We start from the raw sequence: 21251 nt of genomic DNA, 5'->3' as shown, positions 1-21251 counted from the left end.
ATTACCGCGTCACGCAGTTAAAGTGGCGGGCATACTCTTCAAGACTTGTGATCCCCAAACGCACCCATTTTGGATGCGACCACTGGGGTAAACCGATATAGATCATAGCGCTTGCAAAATCTCTTCCACGCTGCGAACGCGCGCAATGCGGGGGAAAATGTGAGTCATGCTGCCCAGGTGTTGCTCAGCACTGGCAGCACTACAGGCATCCTCTGCAATGATAAGACTGAAACCCAGCTCCCACGCATTTCGCGCCGTCGACTCAACGCCAATGTTCGTAGAGATGCCGCACAGGACGATGGTATCGATACCCCGGCGACGCAGCTGCAATTCCAGATCGGTGCCGTAGAATGCGCCCCACTGGCGTTTGGTTACTTCGAGGTCGCTGGTGCATTTACCCAGAGCAGCCGGGTAATCCCACCAGTTTTCGGGCAATGCTTTTGCTGGAGTCTGAGCATCTACTGGTTGTTTTAGCGCTTCGGCGTAATCGTCAGACCACCCGACGCGCACCATTACCACCGGGGAACCGTGGGTACGGAATTTTTCCGCCAACTGCGCGGCGCGGGCAACCACAGCGTGTGCCGTATGAGGTCCGCCAGCGAAAGGCAGGATCCCTTCCTGTAAGTCAATCACGACAAGGGCGGTTGTTTTTGCGTTCAGTTCCAGCATGGTCACTCCAGTAAAAAAATAGAATTCCGTTACACCTTAAGCGCGAATCAGTGTGAAAGGGGCGACAATTTTTGTTATTTTTTGTGAGATTACGCAATGCCCGTCCAGGAAACAGGCGTACAGTCAGTACCGGACTTATCGTGCGGCAGAATTTCCAGTATAATAGCCGCCTTTTTTCATTCAGTTGTGACATTCAGCTAAAGCTGCGACTTCGTCATCTGCGAGACAGGTGACAATCCGCCTGCGGCAAAGTTAAGGGATATCTCATGCGTACAGAATATTGCGGACAGCTACGTCTGTCCCACGAGGGGCAGCAGGTGACTCTGTGTGGTTGGGTCAACCGTCGTCGTGATCTTGGTAGCCTGATCTTTATCGATATGCGCGACCGCGAAGGTATCGTGCAGGTATTTTTCGATCCGGACCGTGCGGACGCGTTAAAGCTGGCCTCCGAACTGCGTAATGAGTTCTGCATCCAGGTTACGGGCACCGTGCGTGCGCGTGACGCGAAAAACGTCAACGCCGAGATGGCGACGGGCGAAATTGAAGTGCTGGCCTCCGATCTGACCATCATCAACCGTTCAGACTCGCTGCCGTTGGACTCTAACCACGTCAACACCGAAGAAGCGCGACTGAAGTATCGCTATTTAGATCTGCGTCGCCCTGAAATGGCGCAGCGCCTGAAAACGCGTGCCAAAATTACCAGCCTGGTGCGTCGTTTTATGGACGACCACGGCTTCCTCGACATCGAAACACCGATGCTGACCAAAGCGACGCCGGAAGGCGCGCGCGATTACCTGGTACCTTCTCGCGTACATAAAGGTAAATTCTACGCGCTACCGCAATCACCTCAGTTGTTTAAACAACTGCTGATGATGTCTGGCTTTGACCGCTACTATCAGATCGTAAAATGCTTCCGTGATGAAGACTTACGTGCTGACCGTCAGCCTGAATTTACCCAGATCGACGTTGAGACTTCCTTCATGACCGCACCGCAGGTGCGTGAAGTGATGGAAGCGCTGGTGCGTAATCTGTGGCTGGAAGTTAAAGGGGTGGATCTGGGTGATTTCCCGATCATGACCTTTGCCGAAGCTGAGCGTCGTTACGGTTCCGATAAACCAGACCTGCGTAACCCGATGGAGCTGGTTGACGTTGCCGATCTGGTGAAAGACGTTGAGTTCGCAGTGTTCTCTGGTCCGGCAAACGATGCGAAAGGCCGCGTAGCTGCTCTGCGTGTACCGGGCGGTGCCGCACTGAGCCGTAAGCAAATTGACGATTACGGCAACTTTATTAAGATTTACGGCGCGAAAGGTCTGGCTTACATCAAAGTCACCGAGCGTGCGAAAGGTCTGGAAGGTATCACCAGCCCGGTTGCTAAGTTCCTGAACGCAGAAATCGTGGAAGCGATTCTGGCGCGTACCGGTGCGCAAGACGGCGACATGATTTTCTTCGGTGCCGACAACAAGAAAGTGGTTGCCGACGCGATGGGCGCGCTGCGTCTGAAACTGGGTAAAGACCTGAACATTACCGACGAAGCCAAATGGGCGCCGCTGTGGGTTATCGACTTCCCAATGTTTGAAGACGATGGTGAAGGCGGACTGACCGCAATGCACCACCCGTTCACCGCGCCGAAAGATATGACTGCTGCTGAGCTGAAAGCTGCGCCAGAAGACGCGGTTGCTAACGCATACGATATGGTTATCAACGGCTACGAAGTGGGCGGCGGTTCCGTGCGTATTCACAACGGCGACATGCAGCAGACCGTATTCGGTATTCTGGGCATTAACGAGCAAGAGCAGCGTGAGAAATTCGGCTTCCTGCTGGATGCGCTAAAATATGGTACACCACCGCATGCGGGCCTGGCGTTTGGTCTGGACCGTCTGACTATGCTGCTGACCGGTACTGACAACATTCGTGACGTTATTGCTTTCCCAAAAACCACTGCTGCAGCGTGTCTGATGACTGAAGCGCCGAGCTTTGCCAACGAAGCTGCGCTGGCGGAACTGAGCATTCAGGTTGTTAAGAAGGCCGAGAATAACTGATATGACATACAAACAGCCTGTCTCGGTGTTAGTCGTGATTTATGCAAAGGACACCGGGAGAGTGCTGATGTTACAGCGACGCGACGATCCTGATTTCTGGCAGTCGGTCACCGGCAGCCTTGAAGAGGGTGAAACCGCGTCGCAAGCCGCTATGCGCGAAGTAAAGGAAGAGGTCGCCATTGATGTTGCATCTGAGCAACTGACCTTAATTGACTGTCAGCGCACGGTGGAGTTTGAGATTTTTAGCCATTTACGTCATCGCTATGCACCGGGAATTGAACGTAATACTGAATCCTGGTTTTGCCTGGCACTTCCCTCAGAACGAGAGATCGTGTTCACCGAACATCTGACCTATCGTTGGGTTAATGCGGTTGAAGCCGCCCAATTAACCAAGTCGTGGAGTAACCGGCAGGCGATTGAAGAGTTTGTAATTAACGTCGCCTGAAAAGGCGCGCTTTTTGGAGATATTATTTATGGCAGGTCATAGTAAATGGGCCAACACCAGACACCGTAAAGCAGCGCAGGATGCTAAACGCGGTAAAATTTTCACCAAAATAATTCGTGAGCTGGTGACGGCGGCAAAACTCGGCGGCGGCGATCCGGACGCTAACCCGCGTCTGCGTGCAGCGGTTGATAAAGCGCTGGCTAACAACATGACCCGTGACACCCTGAACCGTGCAATCGCGCGCGGTGTGGGTGGTGATGAAGATTCCAACATGGAAACCATCATCTATGAAGGTTATGGTCCTGGCGGTACAGCCGTTATGATTGAATGTCTGTCTGACAACCGTAACCGTACTGTTGCGGAAGTGCGTCACGCGTTCACGAAAACGGGCGGCAACCTCGGTACCGACGGTTCCGTGGCTTACCTGTTCAGCAAAAAAGGCGTGATCTCCTTTGAACAAGGCGACGAAGACGCCATCATGGAAGCGGCGCTGGAAGCAGGTGCTGAAGACGTGGTGACCTTCGACGACGGCGCAATTGACGTTTACACCGCGTGGGAAGAGATGGGTAAAGTGCGTGACGCGCTGGAAGCGGCGGGTCTGAAAGCGGACGCGGCTGAAGTGTCTATGATTCCATCCACCAAAGCAGATATGGATGCAGAAACAGCGCCGAAGTTGTTGCGTCTGATCGATATGCTGGAAGACTGCGACGACGTGCAGGAAGTTTACCATAACGGCGAGATCTCTGATGAGGTTGCAGCTACCTTAGAATGAGGTGGCTGTACCGCAACCTGACAGGAGGTGCGTGATGTCTATCATTCTCGGCATTGACCCGGGGTCGCGCATCACCGGTTATGGCGTTATTCGTCAGGTCGGCAGACAGCTGACCTACCTCGGCAGCGGTTGTATCCGCACCAAAGTCGACGATCTCCCGTCACGTCTGAAGTTAATTTACGCGGGCGTGACGGAAATCATCACCCAGTTCCAGCCGGACTATTTTGCCATTGAGCAGGTCTTTATGGCGAAGAACGCTGACTCGGCGCTAAAGCTTGGACAGGCACGCGGCGTGGCAATCGTTGCGGCGACCAATCAGGATCTACCGGTCTTTGAATACGCGGCCCGCCAGGTAAAACAGACTGTGGTGGGGATCGGTAGTGCGGAAAAAAGCCAGGTCCAGCATATGGTGCGCACGCTGCTAAAACTCCCGGCGAATCCGCAAGCGGATGCCGCGGATGCGCTGGCGATTGCTATTACCCACTGCCATGTCAGTCAGAATGCCATGCAAATGAGCGAGTCGAGGCTGAATTTGGCGCGAGGTCGATTACGTTAGTGACAAATGAGGCTGGATATCTATCCAGCCTTTTTTTATGATAGCGCATTACCTTTTAGCCCTTAACGCAGGAGCGTCACGTGATAGGCAGACTCAGAGGCATCATTATTGAAAAACAACCCCCGCTGGTCCTTCTGGAAACGGGTGGGGTAGGCTATGAAGTGCATATGCCGATGACCTGTTTCTACGAGTTGCCGGAAGCCGGGCAGGAAGCGATTATCTTCACCCATTTTGTGGTGCGTGAAGACGCTCAACTGCTGTATGGCTTTAACAACAAGCAAGAGCGCACGCTGTTTAAAGAGTTAATCAAAACCAATGGCGTGGGGCCGAAGCTGGCGCTGGCGATCCTCTCCGGAATGTCTGCGCAGCAGTTTGTTAATGCCGTTGAGCGCGAAGAGCTTGGCGCGTTAGTGAAATTACCGGGCATTGGTAAGAAAACCGCAGAGCGTTTGATTGTTGAAATGAAAGACCGCTTTAAAGGCCTGCATGGTGACCTCTTTACCCCGGCGGCGGATCTGGTTCTGACCTCTCCGGCCAGTCCGACAACGGACGACGCCGAGCAGGAAGCGGTTGCTGCGCTGGTGGCGTTGGGCTATAAACCACAAGAAGCCAGCCGCATGGTGAGCAAAATTGCCCGCCCTGATGCCAGCAGTGAAACCCTGATTCGTGAAGCGCTTCGCGCGGCATTGTGAGGTAAAGGATGATTGAAGCAGATCGCCTGATTTCGGCTGTCAGCACGACCCCTGAAGACCTGGTGGATCGTGCGATCCGCCCTAAATTTCTGGAAGAGTATATTGGCCAGCCTCAGGTCCGTTCGCAAATGGAGATTTTTATCCAGGCGGCGAAGCTGCGTGGTGACGCTCTCGATCACCTGCTGATTTTCGGTCCTCCAGGTCTTGGTAAAACCACGCTTGCCAATATTGTCGCCAATGAGATGGGCGTTAATCTGCGCACCACGTCCGGTCCGGTACTGGAAAAAGCGGGTGACCTGGCGGCAATGCTTACCAACCTTGAACCCCACGATGTGCTGTTTATCGATGAAATCCATCGTCTTTCACCGGTGGTGGAAGAGGTGCTGTATCCGGCGATGGAAGATTATCAGCTGGATATCATGATTGGTGAAGGGCCGGCTGCACGTTCGATCAAGATCGATCTGCCACCGTTTACGCTAATCGGGGCGACGACGCGCGCCGGGTCGTTAACGTCTCCGTTGCGTGACCGTTTTGGTATTGTACAGCGCCTGGAATTCTATCAGGTGGCTGATCTGCAGCACATTGTAGGACGCAGTGCGCGTTTTATGGGCCTGGAAATGAGCGATGAAGGCGCGCTGGAAGTGGCACGCCGCGCTCGCGGTACGCCGCGTATCGCCAACCGCTTATTACGCCGGGTACGTGATTTCGCCGAAGTGAAGCATGACGGCACGATTTCAGCAGATATCGCCGCTCAGGCGCTGGATATGCTCAATGTGGATGCGGAAGGATTTGATTATATGGACCGTAAGTTGCTGCTGGCGGTTATCGACAAATTCTTTGGCGGACCGGTCGGACTGGATAACCTGGCAGCGGCGATCGGGGAAGAGCGTGAAACCATTGAGGACGTGCTTGAGCCATATCTGATTCAGCAAGGTTTTCTGCAGCGTACGCCGCGTGGACGTATGGCAACCGTGCGCGCCTGGAACCATTTTGGCATTACACCGCCACAGATGCCTTAATGCATGATGTCGCTACGCTTATAAGGCCTGGGCGATTTTGTAGGCCCGGTAAGCGCAGCGCCACCGGGCAACGCATGCTTAGCTCGCTTGCTTTTTCATCATGCTGAAAATAAACAGCAGCGCGGCACACAGCACCACGGAGGGACCTGCCGGGGTGTCATAGAAGGCCGAGAAGGTCAACCCGCCTGTAACCGCTATCATTCCCACACCAACGGCAACTCCTGCCATCTGTTCCGGCGTACGGGCAAAGCGACGGGCGGTCGCCGCAGGGATAATAAGCAGCGAGGTGATAATCAACGCCCCGACAAACTTCATCGCCACGCCAATCGTTAACGCCGTAACCAGCATCAGCAGCAGCTTCACGCGTTGCAGCTTCACGCCATCGACAAATGCCAGATCCGGACTGATGGTCATCGACAGCAGGTTACGCCACTGCCAGAACAGAATCGCCAGAACAATAACCACGCCGATGGCGATGGAGATAAGATCTTCAGGCGTCACGGCGAGCAAATCACCAAACAGGTATGCCATCAGATCCACACGGATGTTGGACATCAGGCTGACGACAACCAGCCCCAGCGACAATGCACTATGCGCCATAATGCCCAGTAAGGTATCGATCGCAAGGTGAGGGCGCTTTTCAAGCCATACCAGACCGCCAGCCAGCAACAAAGTGACGGCGATAACCGCATAGAAAGGGTTTACATCCAGCAGCAGGCCAAAGGCGACTCCCAGCAGCGAAGCGTGGGCCAGCGTATCACCGAAATAAGACATTCGACGCCAGACCACAAACGAGCCGAGTGGGCCAGCAGCACAGGCCAGCATGATCCCGGCTAACCAACCGGGTAATAACAATTCAATCATGAGTGACCATTTCCCCGGCGTAAGACGATACGACCCTGTAAATCGTGGCGGTGGTTGTGATTATGACGGTAAATTCCGAGTTGTTCGGCGCCGCGTTGCCCGAACATTGAGATGAATTCCGGGTGCATGGAAACCACTTCCGGTGCACCGGAACAGCAAATATGATGGTTCAGGCACAGTACTTCATCGGTTTTGGCCATCACCAAATGCAGGTCATGGGAAACCATCAGTACGGCGCAATCCAGTTCACGTCGCAACTGGTCGATAAGGTCGTACAGTGCGACCTGCCCATTGACATCCACGCCCTGGGTCGGCTCATCGAGCACCAGTAGCTGAGGTTTATTCAATAAAGCACGGGCTAACAGGACGCGTTGCGTTTCCCCGCCAGAGAGCTTTTGCATCGGCGCATTCATCAGATGTCCGGCCTGAACGCGCTTCAGTGCCGGAAGGATATCCTCTTTTTTGGTGCCGGGACGTAAGCGCATAAACCGACTTACCGTCAGCGGAAGCGTAGTATCGAGGTACAGTTTTTGCGGTACATAGCCAATCCGCAATTGGCCATTACGCTTGATAACTCCCTCATCAGCCGCTACCAGTCCTAATACAACGCGCACCAGCGTAGACTTCCCGGCACCATTCGGGCCGAGAAGCGTTAAAATTTTACCGGGTCGAAGTTCAAGCGATACGTCAGACAGGACGCGGCGTTGACCATAAGAGACCGAGACATTTTCCAGTGAAACCAAAGTCGTCATATCAATTTTAGTCTTGCAGAAGTTATAGAATGTTATAATATCACATTTCTTACATTCATTACGATGATTGGTCGCATTATGTTACATAAAAATACGCTTCTTTTCGCAGCATTATCCGCTGCTCTTTGGGGTAGTGCAACACAGGCAGCAAATGCTGCTGTGGTGGCCTCGCTCAAGCCGCTGGGATTTATTGCTTCGGCCATTGCGGACGGGGTAACAGACACTGAGGTTTTGCTGCCAGACGGGGCTTCCGAACATGACTATTCACTGCGTCCATCAGACGTAAAACGCTTACAGGGCGCGGACTTAGTCGTTTGGATTGGCCCTGAGATGGAAGCGTTTATGGAAAAGTCAGTTAAGAATATTCCTAACGCGAAACTGGTAACGATTGCGCAGCTCAATGACGTGAAACCGTTACTCATGAAAGGTGCTGACGACGACGATGACGATCATGGACACAATGATGCTGGCAGTGAAAAAAGTGACGAGCATCACCATCACGGCGATTACAACATGCATCTTTGGCTTTCCCCAGAGATAGCGCGGGCCTCAGCGGTTGCAATCCATGAAAAATTAGTGGAACTTATGCCGCAAAGTCGAGCCAAACTTGACGCCAACCTGAAGGATTTTGAGGCACAATTAGCCGCAACCGATAAGCAGGTAGGTAACGAGCTCGCACCGCTCAAGGGAAAAGGTTATTTCGTTTTTCATGACGCCTATGGCTACTACGAAAAACACTACGGACTAACACCGCTTGGTCACTTTACCGTGAACCCTGAGATTCAACCTGGTGCGCAGCGTTTACATGAAATAAGAACACAGTTGGTTGAGCAAAAAGCAACCTGCGTTTTTGCTGAGCCACAGTTCAGGCCAGCGGTCGTTGAAGCCGTCGCGAGAGGGACATCCGTTCGAATGGGAACGTTGGATCCGCTCGGTACGAATATCAAACTGGGTAAAACAAGCTATTCAGCGTTTTTGAACCAATTAGCCAACCAGTATGCGAGCTGCCTGAAAGGAGATTAATGAGGAAGTGAATACGTGCAACAGATAGCCCGCTCTGTCGCTCTGGCATTTAATAATCTGCCGCGACCCCATCGCGTTATGCTGGGGTCGCTTACCGTACTGACATTGGCCGTCGCCGTCTGGCGGCCTTATGTTTACCATCCCGATTCTGCACCCATCGTTAAAACTATCGAGCTGGAAAAAAGCGAGATTCGTTCACTGTTGCCTGAGGCAAGCGAACCTATTGATCAGGCTGCACAGGAAGACGAAGCCATTCCGCAGGATGAACTGGATGACAAAACGTCTGGTGAAGCTGGTGTGCATGAGTATGTCGTCTCCACTGGCGATACGCTGAGCAGTATTCTGAATCAGTACGGCATCGATATGGGCGATATCAGTCAACTCGCTGCTTCCGATAAAGAGCTGCGTAATCTGAAAATTGGTCAGCAGCTTTCCTGGACCTTAAGCGCGGAAGGTGACCTGCAGCGTCTGACCTGGGAAGTATCCCGCCGTGAAACCCGTACTTACGATCGCACTGCGACGGGGTTCAAAATGAGCAGCGAAATGCAACAGGGCGATTGGGTTAACAGTCGTATCAAAGGCACGGTGGGCGGAAGCTTCGTCGCAAGCGCCAAAGATGCCGGGCTGACCAGCTCTGAAATCAGCGCAGTGATTAAGGCCATGCAGTGGCAGATGGATTTCCGCAAACTGAAAAAAGGTGATGAGTTCTCGGTACTGATGTCTCGCGAAATGCTGGACGGCAAGCGCGAGCAAAGCCAACTGCTGGGCGTGCGTTTACGTTCTGAAGGCAAAGACTATTATGCCATCCGTGCAGCAGACGGTAAGTTCTATGACCGTAACGGTACCGGGCTGGCGAAAGGCTTCATGCGTTTCCCGACGGCGAAACAGTTCCGTATTTCCTCGAACTTTAACCCGCGTCGCCTGAATCCGGTGACTGGACGCGTAGCGCCGCACAAAGGTGTCGACTTTGCGATGCCGCAGGGGACGCCGGTACTGTCGGTGGGCGATGGTGAAGTGGTTGTAGCGAAGCGTAGCGGCGCTGCCGGATACTATGTTGCGGTTCGTCATGGTCGCACCTACACCACGCGTTATATGCACCTGCGTAAGCTGTTGGTGAAACCAGGCCAAAAAGTGAAACGTGGCGATCGTATCGCGCTGTCAGGTAACACCGGGCGTTCAACGGGGCCGCATCTGCACTATGAAGTATGGGTTAACCAGCAGGCCGTGAACCCTTTGACGGCGAAACTGCCGCGTACAGAGGGTCTGACCGGCTCGGATCGCACCGATTACCTGGCGCAGGTGAAAGAGGTTATGCCTCAGCTACGTTTTGATTAATTAGTACACTGACAAAGCCGGTACGCTATGCGTGCCGGCTTTTTTATTTTGTACGGCGCACGGTGCGCCGCTACACTATCAGCAGATTTACTTTTCGCGGCACCAGACACTGGAAGAGCATGGAAACGAAAAAAAAGAATATTGAGTATATCCCTGAGTTTCACAAATCATTTCGCCATCCGCGCTACTGGGGCGCCTGGCTGGGGGTGGCGGCGATAGCTGGTATTGCGTTAACGCCGGCAGCATTTCGTGATCCTATTCTGGCAAAACTCGGACGGCTCGCCGGAAGACTGGGAAAAAGCTCCCGTCGCAGAGCATTGATCAATTTATCCCTCTGCTTTCCTGAACGTAGCGAAGCTGAGCGTGAAGCCATTGTTGATGATATGTATGCAACTGCGCCTCAGGCGATGGTCATGATGGCTGAATTAGCAATACGTGGCCCGGAGAAAATTCAGAGTCGGGTTGACTGGCAGGGCCTGGAAATCATCGAAGAGATGCGGCGCAACGATGAAAAAGTTATTTTTCTCGTTCCACATGGCTGGGGGGTAGATATCCCGGCGATGCTGATGGCGTCCCAGGGACAGAAAATGGCTGCGATGTTCCACAATCAGGGGAACCCGGTATTCGATTACGTCTGGAACACGGTACGCCGTCGCTTTGGTGGTCGTTTGCATGCGCGTAATGATGGCATCAAACCGTTTATTCAGTCTGTCCGTCAGGGATATTGGGGATACTACCTGCCGGATCAGGACCATGGGCCTGAACACAGCGAGTTTGTCGATTTTTTTGCTACCTATAAAGCAACGTTACCGGCGATTGGACGTCTGATGAAAGTCTGCCACGCGCGCGTGGTACCGCTGTTCCCCGTATACGATGGGAGAACGCACCGCCTGACGATCCATGTTCGTCCACCGATGGATGACATCCTGACGGCGGATGACCACACCATTGCCAGACGGATGAACGAAGAGGTGGAGATTTTTGTCACGCCTCATGTCGAACAATACACCTGGATTCTGAAACTGCTTAAGACGCGTAAACCCGGCGAGATTGAGCCCTATAAGCGCAAAGATCTCTATCCGAAGAAATAAAAAAAGCCTCTCAAACGAGAGGCTTTTTTACATTTAAGCGACTTATTCTACGGTCAGAATACGCGTGGTATTGGTTGAGCCAATGGTGCTCATCACATCGCCCTGGGTCACGATCACCAGGTCACCAGAAACCAGGTAGCCTTTATCGCGCAGCAGGTTCACCGCTTCATTGGCGGCAACGACGCCGTCAGTTTCGCTGTCGAAGTGAACCGGGGTGACACCGCGGTACAGGGAGGTCAGATTCAGCGTGCGCTCATGACGAGACATCGCGAAAATCGGCAGGCCGGAACTGATACGAGAAGTCATCAGCGCAGTGCGACCGGACTCCGTCATTGCGATGATAGCGGTGACCCCTTTCAGGTGGTTAGCAGCGTACATCGCTGACATCGCAATCGCTTCTTCAACGTTATCAAACTGCACGTCAAGGCGGTGTTTAGAGACGTTGATGCTCGGTATCTTTTCAGCGCCGAGACAGACGCGCGCCATTGCTGCGACGGTTTCCGCCGGGTACTGACCTGCTGCTGTTTCTGCAGAGAGCATCACGGCATCGGTGCCGTCGAGGACGGCGTTAGCCACATCCATCACTTCCGCACGAGTCGGCATTGGGTTGGTAATCATCGACTCCATCATCTGCGTAGCGGTGATGACCGCACGGTTCAGCTGGCGCGCGCGACGAATCAACGCTTTCTGAATACCTACCAGCTCAGGGTCACCGATTTCAACACCCAGGTCGCCACGGGCTACCATCACTACGTCAGAAGCCAGGATGATGTCATCCATCGCATTCTGGTCGCAGACGGCTTCTGCACGTTCTACTTTGGCGACAATTTTCGCATCGCAACCGGCATCGCGCGCCAGACGGCGGGCATAATTCAGATCTTCGCCGCAGCGCGGGAAGGAGACAGCCAGATAGTCAACGCTGATTTGTGCTGCGGTAATGATGTCGGCTTTGTCTTTTTCGGTCAGAGCTTCAGCAGAGAGACCGCCGCCCAGTTTGTTGATGCCTTTGTTATTGGATAGCGGGCCACCGACGGTGACTTCGGTGAAGACTTTCATGCCCTGAACTTCCAGCACCTTAAGCTGTACGCGACCATCGTCGAGCAGCAGGATATCGCCAGGCACGACGTCAGCAGGCAGCCCTTTATAATCAATACCGACTTTTTCTTTGTCGCCTTCGCCTTTGCCGAGGTTGGCGTCTAACAGGAACTTGTCGCCAACGTTAAGGAATACTTTACCTTCTTTAAAGGTGGATACGCGGATTTTAGGTCCCTGCAGGTCACCCAAAATAGCTACATGACGTCCCAGTTTTGCGGCAATTTCACGGACTTTATCCGCCCGCAGTTTGTGATCTTCTGGAGAGCCGTGGGAAAAGTTCATACGTACGACGTTCGCACCCGCGGCGATAATCTTCTCAAGGTTGTTATCGCGGTCAGTTGCCGGGCCTAACGTGGTAACGATTTTGGTTCTGCGAAGCCTTCTGGACATGTAATACTCCGTTGACTGAAACAACTTGGTGTTGCGTGAACATTGATCCGGCCGTTCTCAAACATTAACGGTAAATGAACAACCCGGATGATAAAAGGGTAGAACATTGTTATTGCTTTTAGCGGTCATCACTCTTGATGAGTAATTCTTTATCAAAACGCGATTCCTTGAGCGCTTCCTTGACACGCTTCAAGTTATCTCTAAATTTTGCCCCTCGGCGCAAAGTAAATCCTGTAGCCAGCACATCTATCACGGTCAGTTGAGCAAGTCGAGAGACCATGGGCATATAAATGTCAGTATCTTCCGGTACATCGAGGGTAATTGCCAGCGTGGCTTCCCGCGCCAGTGGCGTACCGGGAGAGGTGAGGGCGATAACCATGGCATCGTTTTCCCGCGCTAACTGCGCCAGTTCAACCAGACTTTTGGTTCTTCCGGTATGAGAAATAAGCACAATGACGTCGTCGTCGCTACAATTCATACAACTCATGCGTTGCAGAACAATATCGTCGGAATAAATTACCGGCACGTTAAAGCGGAAAAATTTATTCATCGCGTCATGCGCTACCGCGGCGGAAGAACCTAAACCAAAGAAGGCAATTTTCTTCGCCTGGGTTAATAAATCTACCGCCCGGTTTACCGCCGCGTTATCCAGCGACTGGCGAACGTGGTCGAGGCTTGCCATCGCTGACTCGAAGATTTTCCCCGTGTAAGATTCTACGCTGTCATCCTCATCCACATTGCGATTAACATAAGGGGTGCCATTTGCCAGACTTTGCGCCAGATGCAGTTTAAAATCAGGAAAGCCGCGGGTGTCCATGCTGCGACAAAAACGGTTCACCGTTGGCTCGCTGACATTCGCTTCTACAGCAAGTGCGGCGATGCTTGAATGGATTGCCCGCTCGGGAGAGGCAAGAATAATGTCGGCGACTTTACGCTCTGACTTGCTCAAATGTTCCAGTTTTAACTGGATTTTTTCCAGCATATTCATGATGTAGGTAGACTCATGGGTCATGGGCAAAAACGATTTCAGCGATACGGGGAAACCGATACACAATTTAGTGTATAGATATTACCCCTGCTAATGCAGCAACGGAGCAAAATGGACAGAATAGTTGTTGTTTTTTTTCATTACATGATCGGAGTCGGATTTTCATACTTCGTCATGGGTACGAAAAATACGACTTTTTTATCCATTTTGATGGGTTATACGCCAATAAAGCGGCTGTTCGCGGTAACAGCACGGCTGGATAAGCGTTTACGGTTTCCGGATTCACGTAAAAGCAGTACAGTGCACTGTAATAAAATTACAACCAGTGTCTGGCAAAAGCACCAGGCACTTAATTGAGGAGAATGACATGGCGGTAACGCAAACAGCCCAGGCATGTGACCTGGTCATTTTCGGTGCGAAGGGCGACCTGGCGCGACGGAAATTGCTGCCTTCCCTGTATCAACTGGAAAAGGCCGGCCAGATTAACCCGGAAACCCGTATCATTGGGGTTGGGCGTGCCGACTGGAACAAAGCAGCTTATACCAAGGTTGTGCGCGAAGCGCTCGAAACCTTCATGAAAGAAAAAATCGATGAAGGTTTATGGGAGACCCTCAGCGGTCGTCTGGAGTTTTGTAATCTGGACGTCAATGATACCGCCGCATTTAGCCGTCTGGGTGAAATGCTGGATCAGAAATCACGTACCACTATTAACTATTTCGCGATGCCGCCAAGCACTTTTGGCGCAATCTGCAAAGGTTTGGGTGAAGCAAAGCTGAATGCTAAGCCTGCCCGCGTGGTGATGGAAAAACCGTTAGGAACGTCACTGGCAACATCGCGCGAAATCAACGATCAGGTCGGCGAGTATTTCGAAGAGTGCCAGGTTTACCGCATCGACCACTATCTCGGCAAAGAGACGGTACTGAACCTGTTGGCACTGCGTTTTGCCAACTCCCTGTTTGTGAACAACTGGGATAACCGCACTATCGATCACGTAGAAATTACCGTGGCGGAAGAAGTGGGCATTGAAGGGCGCTGGGGCTACTTTGACCAGGCCGGTCAGATGCGCGACATGATCCAGAACCATCTGCTGCAAATCCTATGCATGATCGCGATGTCTCCACCGTCCGATCTGAGCGCTGACAGCATCCGTGATGAAAAAGTGAAGGTACTGAAATCACTGCGTCGCATCGATCGTTCGAACGTGCGAGAAAAAACGGTTCGCGGTCAGTACACCGCCGGTTTTGCCCAGGGCAAAAAAGTTCCGGGATACCTGGAAGAAGAAGGTGCGAACAAGAGCAGCAATACGGAAACGTTTGTGGCAATCCGTGTGGATATCGATAACTGGCGCTGGGCGGGTGTTCCATTCTACCTGCGTACTGGTAAACGTTTACCGACCAAGTGCTCTGAAGTCGTGGTTTACTTCAAAACGCCTGAGCTGAACCTGTTCAGAGAATCCTGGCAGGACCTGCCACAGAACAAGCTGACCATCCGTTTGCAGCCTGATGAAGGTGTCGATATCCAGGTACTGAACAAAGTGCCGGGTCTGGATCACAAGCATAACCTGCAAATTACCAAACTTGATCTGAGCTACTCCGAAACCTTCAACCAAACACATCTGGCCGACGCTTATGAGCGTCTGCTGCTTGAAACGATGCGCGGCATTCAGGCGCTGTTTGTGCGTCGAGATGAAGTTGAAGAAGCATGGAAGTGGGTCGACTCTATTACCGAAGCCTGGGCAATGGACAACGACGCGCCGAAGCCTTATCAGGCCGGGACCTGGGGACCGGTTGCCTCTGTGGCCATGATTACCCGTGATGGTCGTTCCTGGAACGAATTCGAGTAAAATATCATCTAGCCCATAGGTGTTATTTTACCGGTAACATGATCTAACACAGATTGTAGAATAATTTTTGCACTTTTAAGCCTCGCGTGGATTCACCCGCGGGGCTTTTTTTATTACACTGCCTGAAACGATTTTGCCCCTGAGCTACGGCTAACAAGCGATTCAGCTGTTTTTAACCCAACTGAAACACATTGTTTTTCCAACGCTCTGACAGATAAATTTTAGGAGCCTCTATGAATCCGAATTTGTTACGCGTAACACAACGTATCGTCGAACGTTCTCGCGACACACGTTCCGCCTACCTTGCCCGTATTGAACAAGCGAAATCGACTACCGTTCATCGTTCACAACTGGCGTGCGGTAACCTGGCGCATGGTTTTGCTGCCTGCCAGCCGGATGACAAGGCTTCGCTGAAAAGCATGCTGCGTAACAATATCGCGATCATTACCTCCTATAACGACATGCTTTCCGCACATCAGCCGTACGAGCATTACCCGGACATCATTCGTAAAGCGCTGCATGAAGCCAATGCGGTAGGCCAGGTTGCTGGCGGTGTTCCTGCGATGTGCGACGGTGTGACCCAGGGACAGGATGGGATGGAGCTTTCGCTGTTGAGTCGCGAAGTGATTGCTATGTCGGCTGCTGTGGGACTCTCACACAATATGTTTGACGGCGCGTTATTCCTTGGCGTGTGCGACAAAATTGTCCCGGGTCTGGTGATGGCGGCACTGTCATTTGGTCATCTGCCTTCGATCTTTATTCCCTCCGGCCCGATGGCGAGTGGTCTGGCGAACAAAGAAAAAGTGCGTATCCGTCAGCTGTATGCTGAAGGTAAAGTCGATCGTATGGCGCTGCTTGAATCCGAAGCTGCGTCTTATCACGCACCGGGTACCTGTACGTTCTATGGCACGGCAAACACCAACCAGATGGTAGTGGAGTTTATGGGGATGCAACTGCCAGGATCCTCATTCGTGCACCCGGATGCGCCGCTGCGCGAAGCGTTGACCGCCGCTGCGGCTCGTCAGGTAACGCGTCTGACCGGCAACGGCAATGAATGGATGCCGATCGGTAAAATGATCGATGAAAAAGTGGTGGTCAACGGTATTGTCGCGCTGCTGGCGACCGGGGGCTCCACTAACCATACAATGCACCTGGTCGCAATGGCGCGCGCGGCCGGTATTCTGATTAACTGGGACGACTTCTCCGATCTGTCCGATATCGTGCCGCTGATGGCGCGTCTGTACCCGAATGGTCCGGCAGACATTAACCACTTCCAGGCGGCGGGTGGCGTGCCGGTGTTAATGCGTGAACTGCTTAACGCGGGTCTGCTGCATGAAGATGTGAACACCGTTGCCGGGTTTGGTTTATCGCGCTACACCATGGAACCCTGGCTCAACGAGGGTGAGCTGGACTGGCGTGAAGGTGCGGCGAAGTCGCTGGACAGCAACGTGATAGCCACCTTTGACCAGCCTTTCTCCCACCACGGCGGCACCAAAGTGCTGAGTGGAAACCTCGGCCGCGCAGTGATGAAAACGTCGGCGGTACCGGTAGAAAATCAGGTGATTGAAGCGCCCGCGGTTGTTTTCGAAAGTCAGCATGATGTATTGCCTGCCTTCGATGCGGGACTGCTCGATCGTGATTGCGTAGTAGTTGTGCGCCATCAGGGACCAAAAGCAAACGGAATGCCAGAATTACATAAACTCATGCCGCCACTTGGTGTATTATTGGACCGTTGTTTCAAAATTGCGTTAGTTACCGATGGACGACTTTCAGGTGCTTCAGGTAAAGTGCCTTCAGCAATCCATGTAACCCCAGAAGCCTATGATGGCGGGCTGCTGGCAAAAGTACGCGATGGCGACATCATTCGTGTGAATGGACAGACAGGTGAATTGACGCTGCTGGTTGATGAAGAGGAACTTGCTTCTCGTCAGCCTCATATTCCTGACCTCAGCGCATCGCGCGTGGGCACAGGCCGTGAAATGTTCAGCGCGTTGCGTGAAAAGCTGTCCGGTGCGGAACAGGGCGCAACCTGTATCACTTTTTAAGACTTATTTTGTAATCAGGCGAGAGAAAACTCTGATGAAAAACTGGAAGACAAGTGCAGAAGCAATCCTGACCACTGGCCCGGTTGTACCGGTTATCGTGGTTAATAAACTGGAACACGCAGTGCCGATGGCAAAAGCGCTGGTTGCAGGCGGCGTGCGCGTTCTGGAAGTGACCCTACGTACCGCATGTGCGATGGATGCCATTCGCGCGATCGCAAAAGAAGTTCCGGACGCTATCGTTGGTGCAGGTACTGTACTGAATCCACAACAGCTAGCTGAAGTTACCGAAGCCGGTGCACAGTTTGCTATCAGTCCGGGTCTGACCGAGCCGTTGCTGAAAGCCGCAACTGAAGGCACTATTCCGCTGATCCCTGGTATCAGCACCGTATCTGAACTGATGCTGGGTATGGACTACGGTTTGAAAGAGTTCAAATTCTTCCCTGCTGAAGCAAATGGCGGTACTAAAGCGCTGCAGGCGATTGCGGGTCCGTTCTCACAGGTCCGTTTCTGCCCAACCGGTGGTATCTCTCCAGCGAATTACCGCGACTACCTGGCACTGAAAAGCGTGCTATGCATCGGCGGTTCCTGGCTGGTTCCGGCAGATGCGCTGGAAGCAGGTGATTACGATCGCATTACCAAACTGGCTCGTGAGGCTGTTGAAGGCGCGAAGCAATAATTGTGCAAAATGCCCGGTAATCACTACCGGGCATCGAATCTGTAACGGGCCATTCGGCCCGTTTTTTTATCCAGTAACTTTCACCTGTGCGGCCGCGTCTTTCGCGCGTATCACCGCATCTTCAATGCTCTGTGCTGTGGCCAGCACAACGCCCAGACGACGGCTCCCGTCGATTTCCGGTTTGCCAAAGAACCTAACTTGCATACCCGCACCTACAGCGGCCTGCACGTTATCAAACGTGATATTCTGACTGGTAAGTTGCGGCAGAATAACAGCGGAAGCAGAAGGCCCATACTGGCGGATTTCGCCAACGGGCAGACCGAGAAATGCACGTACGTGCAGGGCAAACTCAGACAGATCCTGCGAAATTAAGGTCACCATACCCGTGTCGTGAGGGCGAGGGGAGACTTCGCTGAAAATCACCTCATCACCGCAGACAAACAGCTCCACGCCAAACAGTCCGTGACCACCCAGCGCCAGAACCACCTTGCGGGCAATCTCCTGCGCGCGCGCCAGCGCCAGTTCACTCATCTGTTGCGGCTGCCAGGACTCGCGATAATCGCCATCTTCCTGTCGATGTCCAACCGGCGCGCAGAAATGCACGCCATCAACGGCGCTAACGCTTAGCAGGGTGATTTCAAAATCAAAATTCACTACGCCTTCGACGATAACGCGTCCGGCACCAGCCCGACCGCCCTGTTGAGCATAGTCCCAGGCTGCAGCGAGCTGATCGGCTGAACGGATAAAGCTTTGTCCTTTACCGGATGAACTCATTACCGGTTTCACGATGCAAGGGTAGCCGATTTCAGCGACGGCTTCGCGAAAGCGGACTTCACTGTCAGCAAAGCGGTAAGAAGAGGTCGGTAGAGACAATTCTTCGGCGGCGAGGCGACGGATTCCTTCCCGGTTCATGGTCAGTTGCGTTGCTCTTGCACATGGCACAACACGCTGGCCTTCCTGCTCCAGTTTTACCAGCATATCCGTGGCGATCGCCTCAATTTCCGGCACGATATAATGTGGTTTTTCACGCTCGACGAGCTGGCGTAATGCTTCGCCATCCAGCATGTTGATAACGTATGAGCGATGGGCAACGTGCATGGCTGGCGCGTCGGGGTAACGATCCACGGCAATGACTTCCACACCCAAGCGTTGACATTCAATTGCTACTTCTTTACCCAGTTCTCCCGAACCTAATAACATCACTCGCGTTGCTGCTGGACGCAGCGCTGTGCCTAATAACGTCATAAATTAATCCCCTGTTTTATCTGGGCGCAGTATATACGAAAACGTTTGCGTCTGTCTTTATTACCAGGTTGATTTCAGGGCTTAAAAAGAATATACTGTACATAAATACAGGTAATTTAAGAGGCTGCAAAATGGCGGTTGAAGTTAAATACGTAGTCATTCGGGAAGGTGAGGAAAAAATGTCGTTTACCAGCAAAAAGGAAGCCGATGCGTATGACAAAATGCTGGATACAGCAGATCTGCTCGACACATGGCTGGAGCAATCGCCGGTAGCGCTTGAAGACGAGCAGCGCGAAGCGCTTTCCCTGTGGCTGGCTGAGCAAAAAGATGTGCTGAGCGCCATTCTGAAAAATGGCAAGCTGCCTTCGCCGCAGGCTGTCGAAAACGATGCGCACGCTGGGGATGATACTCAGGCTGCCTGAAACGACTTGCGCTCCTGACGTTTTGTACCATGCTTTTCCCTGAATCATTGTGCAATCCCTGACGTTATTTCACGTTGCTACAGGCAATCTGAATGACGAAGGGGAGATTAAGGAGAAAAGAATGTATAAAAAAAGAACGTTATTGAGCCTGCTGCTGCTGCTGCTGCTGTCTGCCAGCGTATCTGTATTTGCGGCAAATATGGAAAGCAAAAACGTCCAGTTTCCCAAGTGTGAGGGACTGGACGCTAACGGTATTGCGGCGAGCGTGAAACGTGATTATCAACAAAATCGCATCGCGCGCTGGGCTGACGATCAAAAGCGCGTCGGGCAAGCCGATCCTGTCGCCTGGGTAAACACGCCCGATATTACGGGCAAAGACGGGAAATGGTCAGTTCCCCTGACGGTTCGCGGTAAAAGTGCGGATATTCACTATCAGGTAAAAGTCGACTGCAAAGCCGGAACAGCGGAGTATCAGCCGCAGTAACGGAGGTATTTGCACATCTTTTGATGACCTGAACACTTCCTGACATCCCCTCGGGTACGCTTTGATGATTATTCGTCTGTACTTGAGGGGCAAAATGGCTAACTGGCTAAATCAACTACAATCTCTTCTTGGGCAAAAAGCTTCCTCCGCGTCATCTTCTGGCGAGCAAGGGCTGAGTAAACTTCTCGTTCCAGGCGCGTTAGGCGGTCTGGCAGGATTACTGGTTGCCAACAAATCTTCTCGTAAATTACTGAGTAAATACGGTACCAGCGCGCTTCTGGTGGGCGGCGGCGCGGTTGCCGGGACTGTGTTATGGAACAAGTACAAGGATAAAATTCGCGCAGCGCATCAGGATGAGCCGCAGTTTGGCGCACAAAGCTCACCGCTGGATGAGCGAACTGAACGTCTGATTCTGGCGCTGGTTTTTGCGGCGAAAAGCGATGGCCATATTGATGCCAAAGAACGTAGCGCCATTGAGCAGCAGCTCCGTGAAGCGGGCGTGGAAGAGCAGGGCCGCGTTCTGATTGAACGCGCCATCGAACAACCGTTAGACCCTCAACGACTGGCGCATGGGATCCGTAACGAAGAAGAAGCGCTAGAAATTTACTTCCTGAGCTGTGCGGCGATTGATATCGACCACTTTATGGAACGTAGTTATCTCAATGCGCTGGGCGATGCGTTGAAGATCCCGCAGGATGTTCGTGAAGGCATTGAACAGGATCTCAAGGAACAAAAACAGGCGTTACCGGGTTAATTACTTACCGCTAAGGCGCATGTTTCGCTTGCATCATTGCTGTCTTTTGCCA

At 52.6% G+C, this 21251-nt stretch carries 21 protein-coding genes and 1 pseudogene; 15 read left to right on the top strand and 7 right to left on the bottom strand.

Annotation, left to right across the window (positions count from 1 at the left end):
• Positions 1 to 10 precede the first annotated feature (10 nt).
• Together G4551_RS23870 and G4551_RS13830 are read right to left on the bottom strand one after the other, a co-directional pair.
• A pseudogene (locus tag G4551_RS23870) lies at positions 11 to 106 on the bottom strand (hypothetical protein); the annotation flags it as partial.
• Entirely contained in the window at positions 103 to 669 is a 567-nt protein-coding gene (locus G4551_RS13830) for a hydrolase (RefSeq protein ID WP_003841685.1), read from the bottom strand. The gene G4551_RS13830 and the pseudogene G4551_RS23870, both read right to left, overlap by 4 nt.
• 266 nt (positions 670 to 935) lie before the next feature.
• Between G4551_RS13830 and aspS the strand changes: the two genes are divergently transcribed.
• From aspS to ruvB, 6 genes are all read left to right on the top strand, one after another.
• On the top strand, positions 936 to 2708 hold the full coding sequence (aspS, locus tag G4551_RS13825) for an aspartate--tRNA ligase (RefSeq protein WP_003034862.1): 1773 nt from the start codon (positions 936 to 938) through the stop codon (positions 2706 to 2708).
• Between the two features lies 1 nt (position 2709).
• Positions 2710 to 3153 carry a dihydroneopterin triphosphate diphosphatase gene (gene nudB / locus G4551_RS13820; protein WP_003034863.1) on the top strand — a complete coding sequence of 148 codons (444 nt, stop codon included), beginning with the start codon at positions 2710 to 2712 and terminating at the stop codon, positions 3151 to 3153.
• Between the two features lie 28 nt (positions 3154 to 3181).
• Entirely contained in the window at positions 3182 to 3925 is a 744-nt protein-coding gene (locus G4551_RS13815) for a YebC/PmpR family DNA-binding transcriptional regulator (RefSeq protein WP_003034865.1), read from the top strand.
• A 34-nt stretch (positions 3926 to 3959) separates the two neighbouring features.
• Positions 3960 to 4481, top strand: a complete 522-nt coding sequence (ruvC, locus tag G4551_RS13810; protein ID WP_003034867.1) for a crossover junction endodeoxyribonuclease RuvC — start codon at positions 3960 to 3962, stop codon at positions 4479 to 4481.
• A gap of 80 nt (positions 4482 to 4561) precedes the next feature.
• A complete protein-coding gene (ruvA, locus tag G4551_RS13805) occupies positions 4562 to 5173 on the top strand; it encodes a Holliday junction branch migration protein RuvA (RefSeq protein WP_003034869.1) in 612 nt (203 codons plus the stop codon).
• 8 nt (positions 5174 to 5181) lie between these two features.
• On the top strand, positions 5182 to 6192 hold the full coding sequence (ruvB, locus tag G4551_RS13800; protein WP_003841680.1) for a Holliday junction branch migration DNA helicase RuvB: 1011 nt from the start codon (positions 5182 to 5184) through the stop codon (positions 6190 to 6192).
• A gap of 78 nt (positions 6193 to 6270) precedes the next feature.
• Here the strand turns inward: ruvB and znuB are convergent, their stop codons facing one another.
• Complete coding sequence (znuB, locus tag G4551_RS13795; protein ID WP_003034874.1) at positions 6271 to 7056, bottom strand: zinc ABC transporter permease subunit ZnuB; 786 nt, start codon at positions 7054 to 7056, stop codon at positions 6271 to 6273.
• Positions 7053 to 7808 (bottom strand): zinc ABC transporter ATP-binding protein ZnuC, encoded by a 756-nt coding sequence (znuC, locus tag G4551_RS13790; protein WP_003034877.1) that lies wholly within the window; start codon positions 7806 to 7808, stop codon positions 7053 to 7055. The genes znuB and znuC overlap by 4 nt, the downstream gene beginning before the upstream one ends.
• 78 nt (positions 7809 to 7886) lie before the next feature.
• Here znuC and znuA point away from each other — a divergent pair, with 78 nt between their 5' ends.
• The 3 genes from znuA (at position 7887) to lpxM (ending at position 11257) form a co-directional block, all read left to right on the top strand.
• Positions 7887 to 8831, top strand: coding sequence for a zinc ABC transporter substrate-binding protein ZnuA (gene znuA / locus G4551_RS13785; protein WP_003841677.1), 945 nt, complete (start codon positions 7887 to 7889; stop codon positions 8829 to 8831).
• A gap of 15 nt (positions 8832 to 8846) precedes the next feature.
• Positions 8847 to 10166, top strand: a complete 1320-nt coding sequence (gene mepM / locus G4551_RS13780; protein ID WP_003034883.1) for a murein DD-endopeptidase MepM — start codon at positions 8847 to 8849, stop codon at positions 10164 to 10166.
• Positions 10167 to 10285: 119 nt separating this feature from the next.
• The gene (gene lpxM / locus G4551_RS13775; protein ID WP_003841672.1) at positions 10286 to 11257 is read left to right on the top strand and encodes a lauroyl-Kdo(2)-lipid IV(A) myristoyltransferase; all 972 of its coding nucleotides are present in this window, start codon (positions 10286 to 10288) and stop codon (positions 11255 to 11257) included.
• 42 nt (positions 11258 to 11299) lie between these two features.
• Here the strand turns inward: lpxM and pyk are convergent, their stop codons facing one another.
• Together pyk and G4551_RS13765 are read right to left on the bottom strand one after the other, a co-directional pair.
• The gene (gene pyk, locus G4551_RS13770) at positions 11300 to 12742 is read right to left on the bottom strand and encodes a pyruvate kinase (RefSeq protein WP_003034890.1); all 1443 of its coding nucleotides are present in this window, start codon (positions 12740 to 12742) and stop codon (positions 11300 to 11302) included.
• A gap of 118 nt (positions 12743 to 12860) precedes the next feature.
• Positions 12861 to 13730: a MurR/RpiR family transcriptional regulator gene (locus G4551_RS13765; RefSeq protein ID WP_003034893.1), complete on the bottom strand. Its 870-nt coding sequence runs from the start codon at positions 13728 to 13730 to the stop codon at positions 12861 to 12863.
• 367 nt (positions 13731 to 14097) lie between these two features.
• Between G4551_RS13765 and zwf the strand changes: the two genes are divergently transcribed.
• From zwf to kdgA, 3 genes are all read left to right on the top strand, one after another.
• A complete protein-coding gene (zwf, locus tag G4551_RS13760) occupies positions 14098 to 15573 on the top strand; it encodes a glucose-6-phosphate dehydrogenase (protein WP_003841670.1) in 1476 nt (491 codons plus the stop codon).
• Between the two features lie 233 nt (positions 15574 to 15806).
• The gene (gene edd / locus G4551_RS13755) at positions 15807 to 17618 is read left to right on the top strand and encodes a phosphogluconate dehydratase (protein WP_003841668.1); all 1812 of its coding nucleotides are present in this window, start codon (positions 15807 to 15809) and stop codon (positions 17616 to 17618) included.
• 34 nt (positions 17619 to 17652) lie between these two features.
• Positions 17653 to 18294, top strand: a complete 642-nt coding sequence (gene kdgA, locus G4551_RS13750) for a bifunctional 4-hydroxy-2-oxoglutarate aldolase/2-dehydro-3-deoxy-phosphogluconate aldolase (protein ID WP_003034901.1) — start codon at positions 17653 to 17655, stop codon at positions 18292 to 18294.
• 66 nt (positions 18295 to 18360) lie between these two features.
• On the opposite strand, the gene purT is transcribed toward kdgA, so the two are convergent.
• Positions 18361 to 19539 carry a formate-dependent phosphoribosylglycinamide formyltransferase gene (purT, locus tag G4551_RS13745; RefSeq protein WP_003841666.1) on the bottom strand — a complete coding sequence of 393 codons (1179 nt, stop codon included), beginning with the start codon at positions 19537 to 19539 and terminating at the stop codon, positions 18361 to 18363.
• Between the two features lie 131 nt (positions 19540 to 19670).
• Here purT and yebG point away from each other — a divergent pair, with 131 nt between their 5' ends.
• The 3 genes from yebG (at position 19671) to G4551_RS13730 (ending at position 21199) form a co-directional block, all read left to right on the top strand.
• Positions 19671 to 19961 (top strand): DNA damage-inducible protein YebG, encoded by a 291-nt coding sequence (gene yebG, locus G4551_RS13740; RefSeq protein WP_003034906.1) that lies wholly within the window; start codon positions 19671 to 19673, stop codon positions 19959 to 19961.
• A 121-nt stretch (positions 19962 to 20082) separates the two neighbouring features.
• Positions 20083 to 20445: a protein YebF gene (gene yebF / locus G4551_RS13735; RefSeq protein ID WP_003841664.1), complete on the top strand. Its 363-nt coding sequence runs from the start codon at positions 20083 to 20085 to the stop codon at positions 20443 to 20445.
• A gap of 94 nt (positions 20446 to 20539) precedes the next feature.
• On the top strand, positions 20540 to 21199 hold the full coding sequence (locus tag G4551_RS13730) for a tellurite resistance TerB family protein (protein ID WP_003841661.1): 660 nt from the start codon (positions 20540 to 20542) through the stop codon (positions 21197 to 21199).
• Positions 21200 to 21251: the final 52 nt, after the last annotated feature.

Origin of the sequence: Citrobacter freundii ATCC 8090 = MTCC 1658 = NBRC 12681, assembly GCF_011064845.1 — a bacterium.
Lineage (GTDB): Bacteria > Pseudomonadota > Gammaproteobacteria > Enterobacterales > Enterobacteriaceae > Citrobacter > Citrobacter freundii.
This window is presented reverse-complemented; position numbering and strand designations above follow the sequence as displayed.

Coding starts and splice junctions, on each gene's coding strand:
- G4551_RS13830 (WP_003841685.1), bottom strand. CDS start 669: ATGCTGGAACTGAACGCAAAAACAACCGCCCTTGTCGTGATTGACTTA.
- pyk (WP_003034890.1), bottom strand. CDS start 12,742: ATGTCCAGAAGGCTTCGCAGAACCAAAATCGTTACCACGTTAGGCCCG.
- G4551_RS13730 (WP_003841661.1), top strand. CDS start 20,540: ATGGCTAACTGGCTAAATCAACTACAATCTCTTCTTGGGCAAAAAGCT.
- edd (WP_003841668.1), top strand. CDS start 15,807: ATGAATCCGAATTTGTTACGCGTAACACAACGTATCGTCGAACGTTCT.
- purT (WP_003841666.1), bottom strand. CDS start 19,539: ATGACGTTATTAGGCACAGCGCTGCGTCCAGCAGCAACGCGAGTGATG.
- ruvC (WP_003034867.1), top strand. CDS start 3,960: ATGTCTATCATTCTCGGCATTGACCCGGGGTCGCGCATCACCGGTTAT.
- lpxM (WP_003841672.1), top strand. CDS start 10,286: ATGGAAACGAAAAAAAAGAATATTGAGTATATCCCTGAGTTTCACAAA.
- nudB (WP_003034863.1), top strand. CDS start 2,710: ATGACATACAAACAGCCTGTCTCGGTGTTAGTCGTGATTTATGCAAAG.
- G4551_RS13765 (WP_003034893.1), bottom strand. CDS start 13,730: ATGAATATGCTGGAAAAAATCCAGTTAAAACTGGAACATTTGAGCAAG.
- ruvB (WP_003841680.1), top strand. CDS start 5,182: ATGATTGAAGCAGATCGCCTGATTTCGGCTGTCAGCACGACCCCTGAA.
- G4551_RS13815 (WP_003034865.1), top strand. CDS start 3,182: ATGGCAGGTCATAGTAAATGGGCCAACACCAGACACCGTAAAGCAGCG.
- znuB (WP_003034874.1), bottom strand. CDS start 7,056: ATGATTGAATTGTTATTACCCGGTTGGTTAGCCGGGATCATGCTGGCC.
- znuA (WP_003841677.1), top strand. CDS start 7,887: ATGTTACATAAAAATACGCTTCTTTTCGCAGCATTATCCGCTGCTCTT.
- yebG (WP_003034906.1), top strand. CDS start 19,671: ATGGCGGTTGAAGTTAAATACGTAGTCATTCGGGAAGGTGAGGAAAAA.
- yebF (WP_003841664.1), top strand. CDS start 20,083: ATGTATAAAAAAAGAACGTTATTGAGCCTGCTGCTGCTGCTGCTGCTG.
- kdgA (WP_003034901.1), top strand. CDS start 17,653: ATGAAAAACTGGAAGACAAGTGCAGAAGCAATCCTGACCACTGGCCCG.
- aspS (WP_003034862.1), top strand. CDS start 936: ATGCGTACAGAATATTGCGGACAGCTACGTCTGTCCCACGAGGGGCAG.
- znuC (WP_003034877.1), bottom strand. CDS start 7,808: ATGACGACTTTGGTTTCACTGGAAAATGTCTCGGTCTCTTATGGTCAA.
- zwf (WP_003841670.1), top strand. CDS start 14,098: ATGGCGGTAACGCAAACAGCCCAGGCATGTGACCTGGTCATTTTCGGT.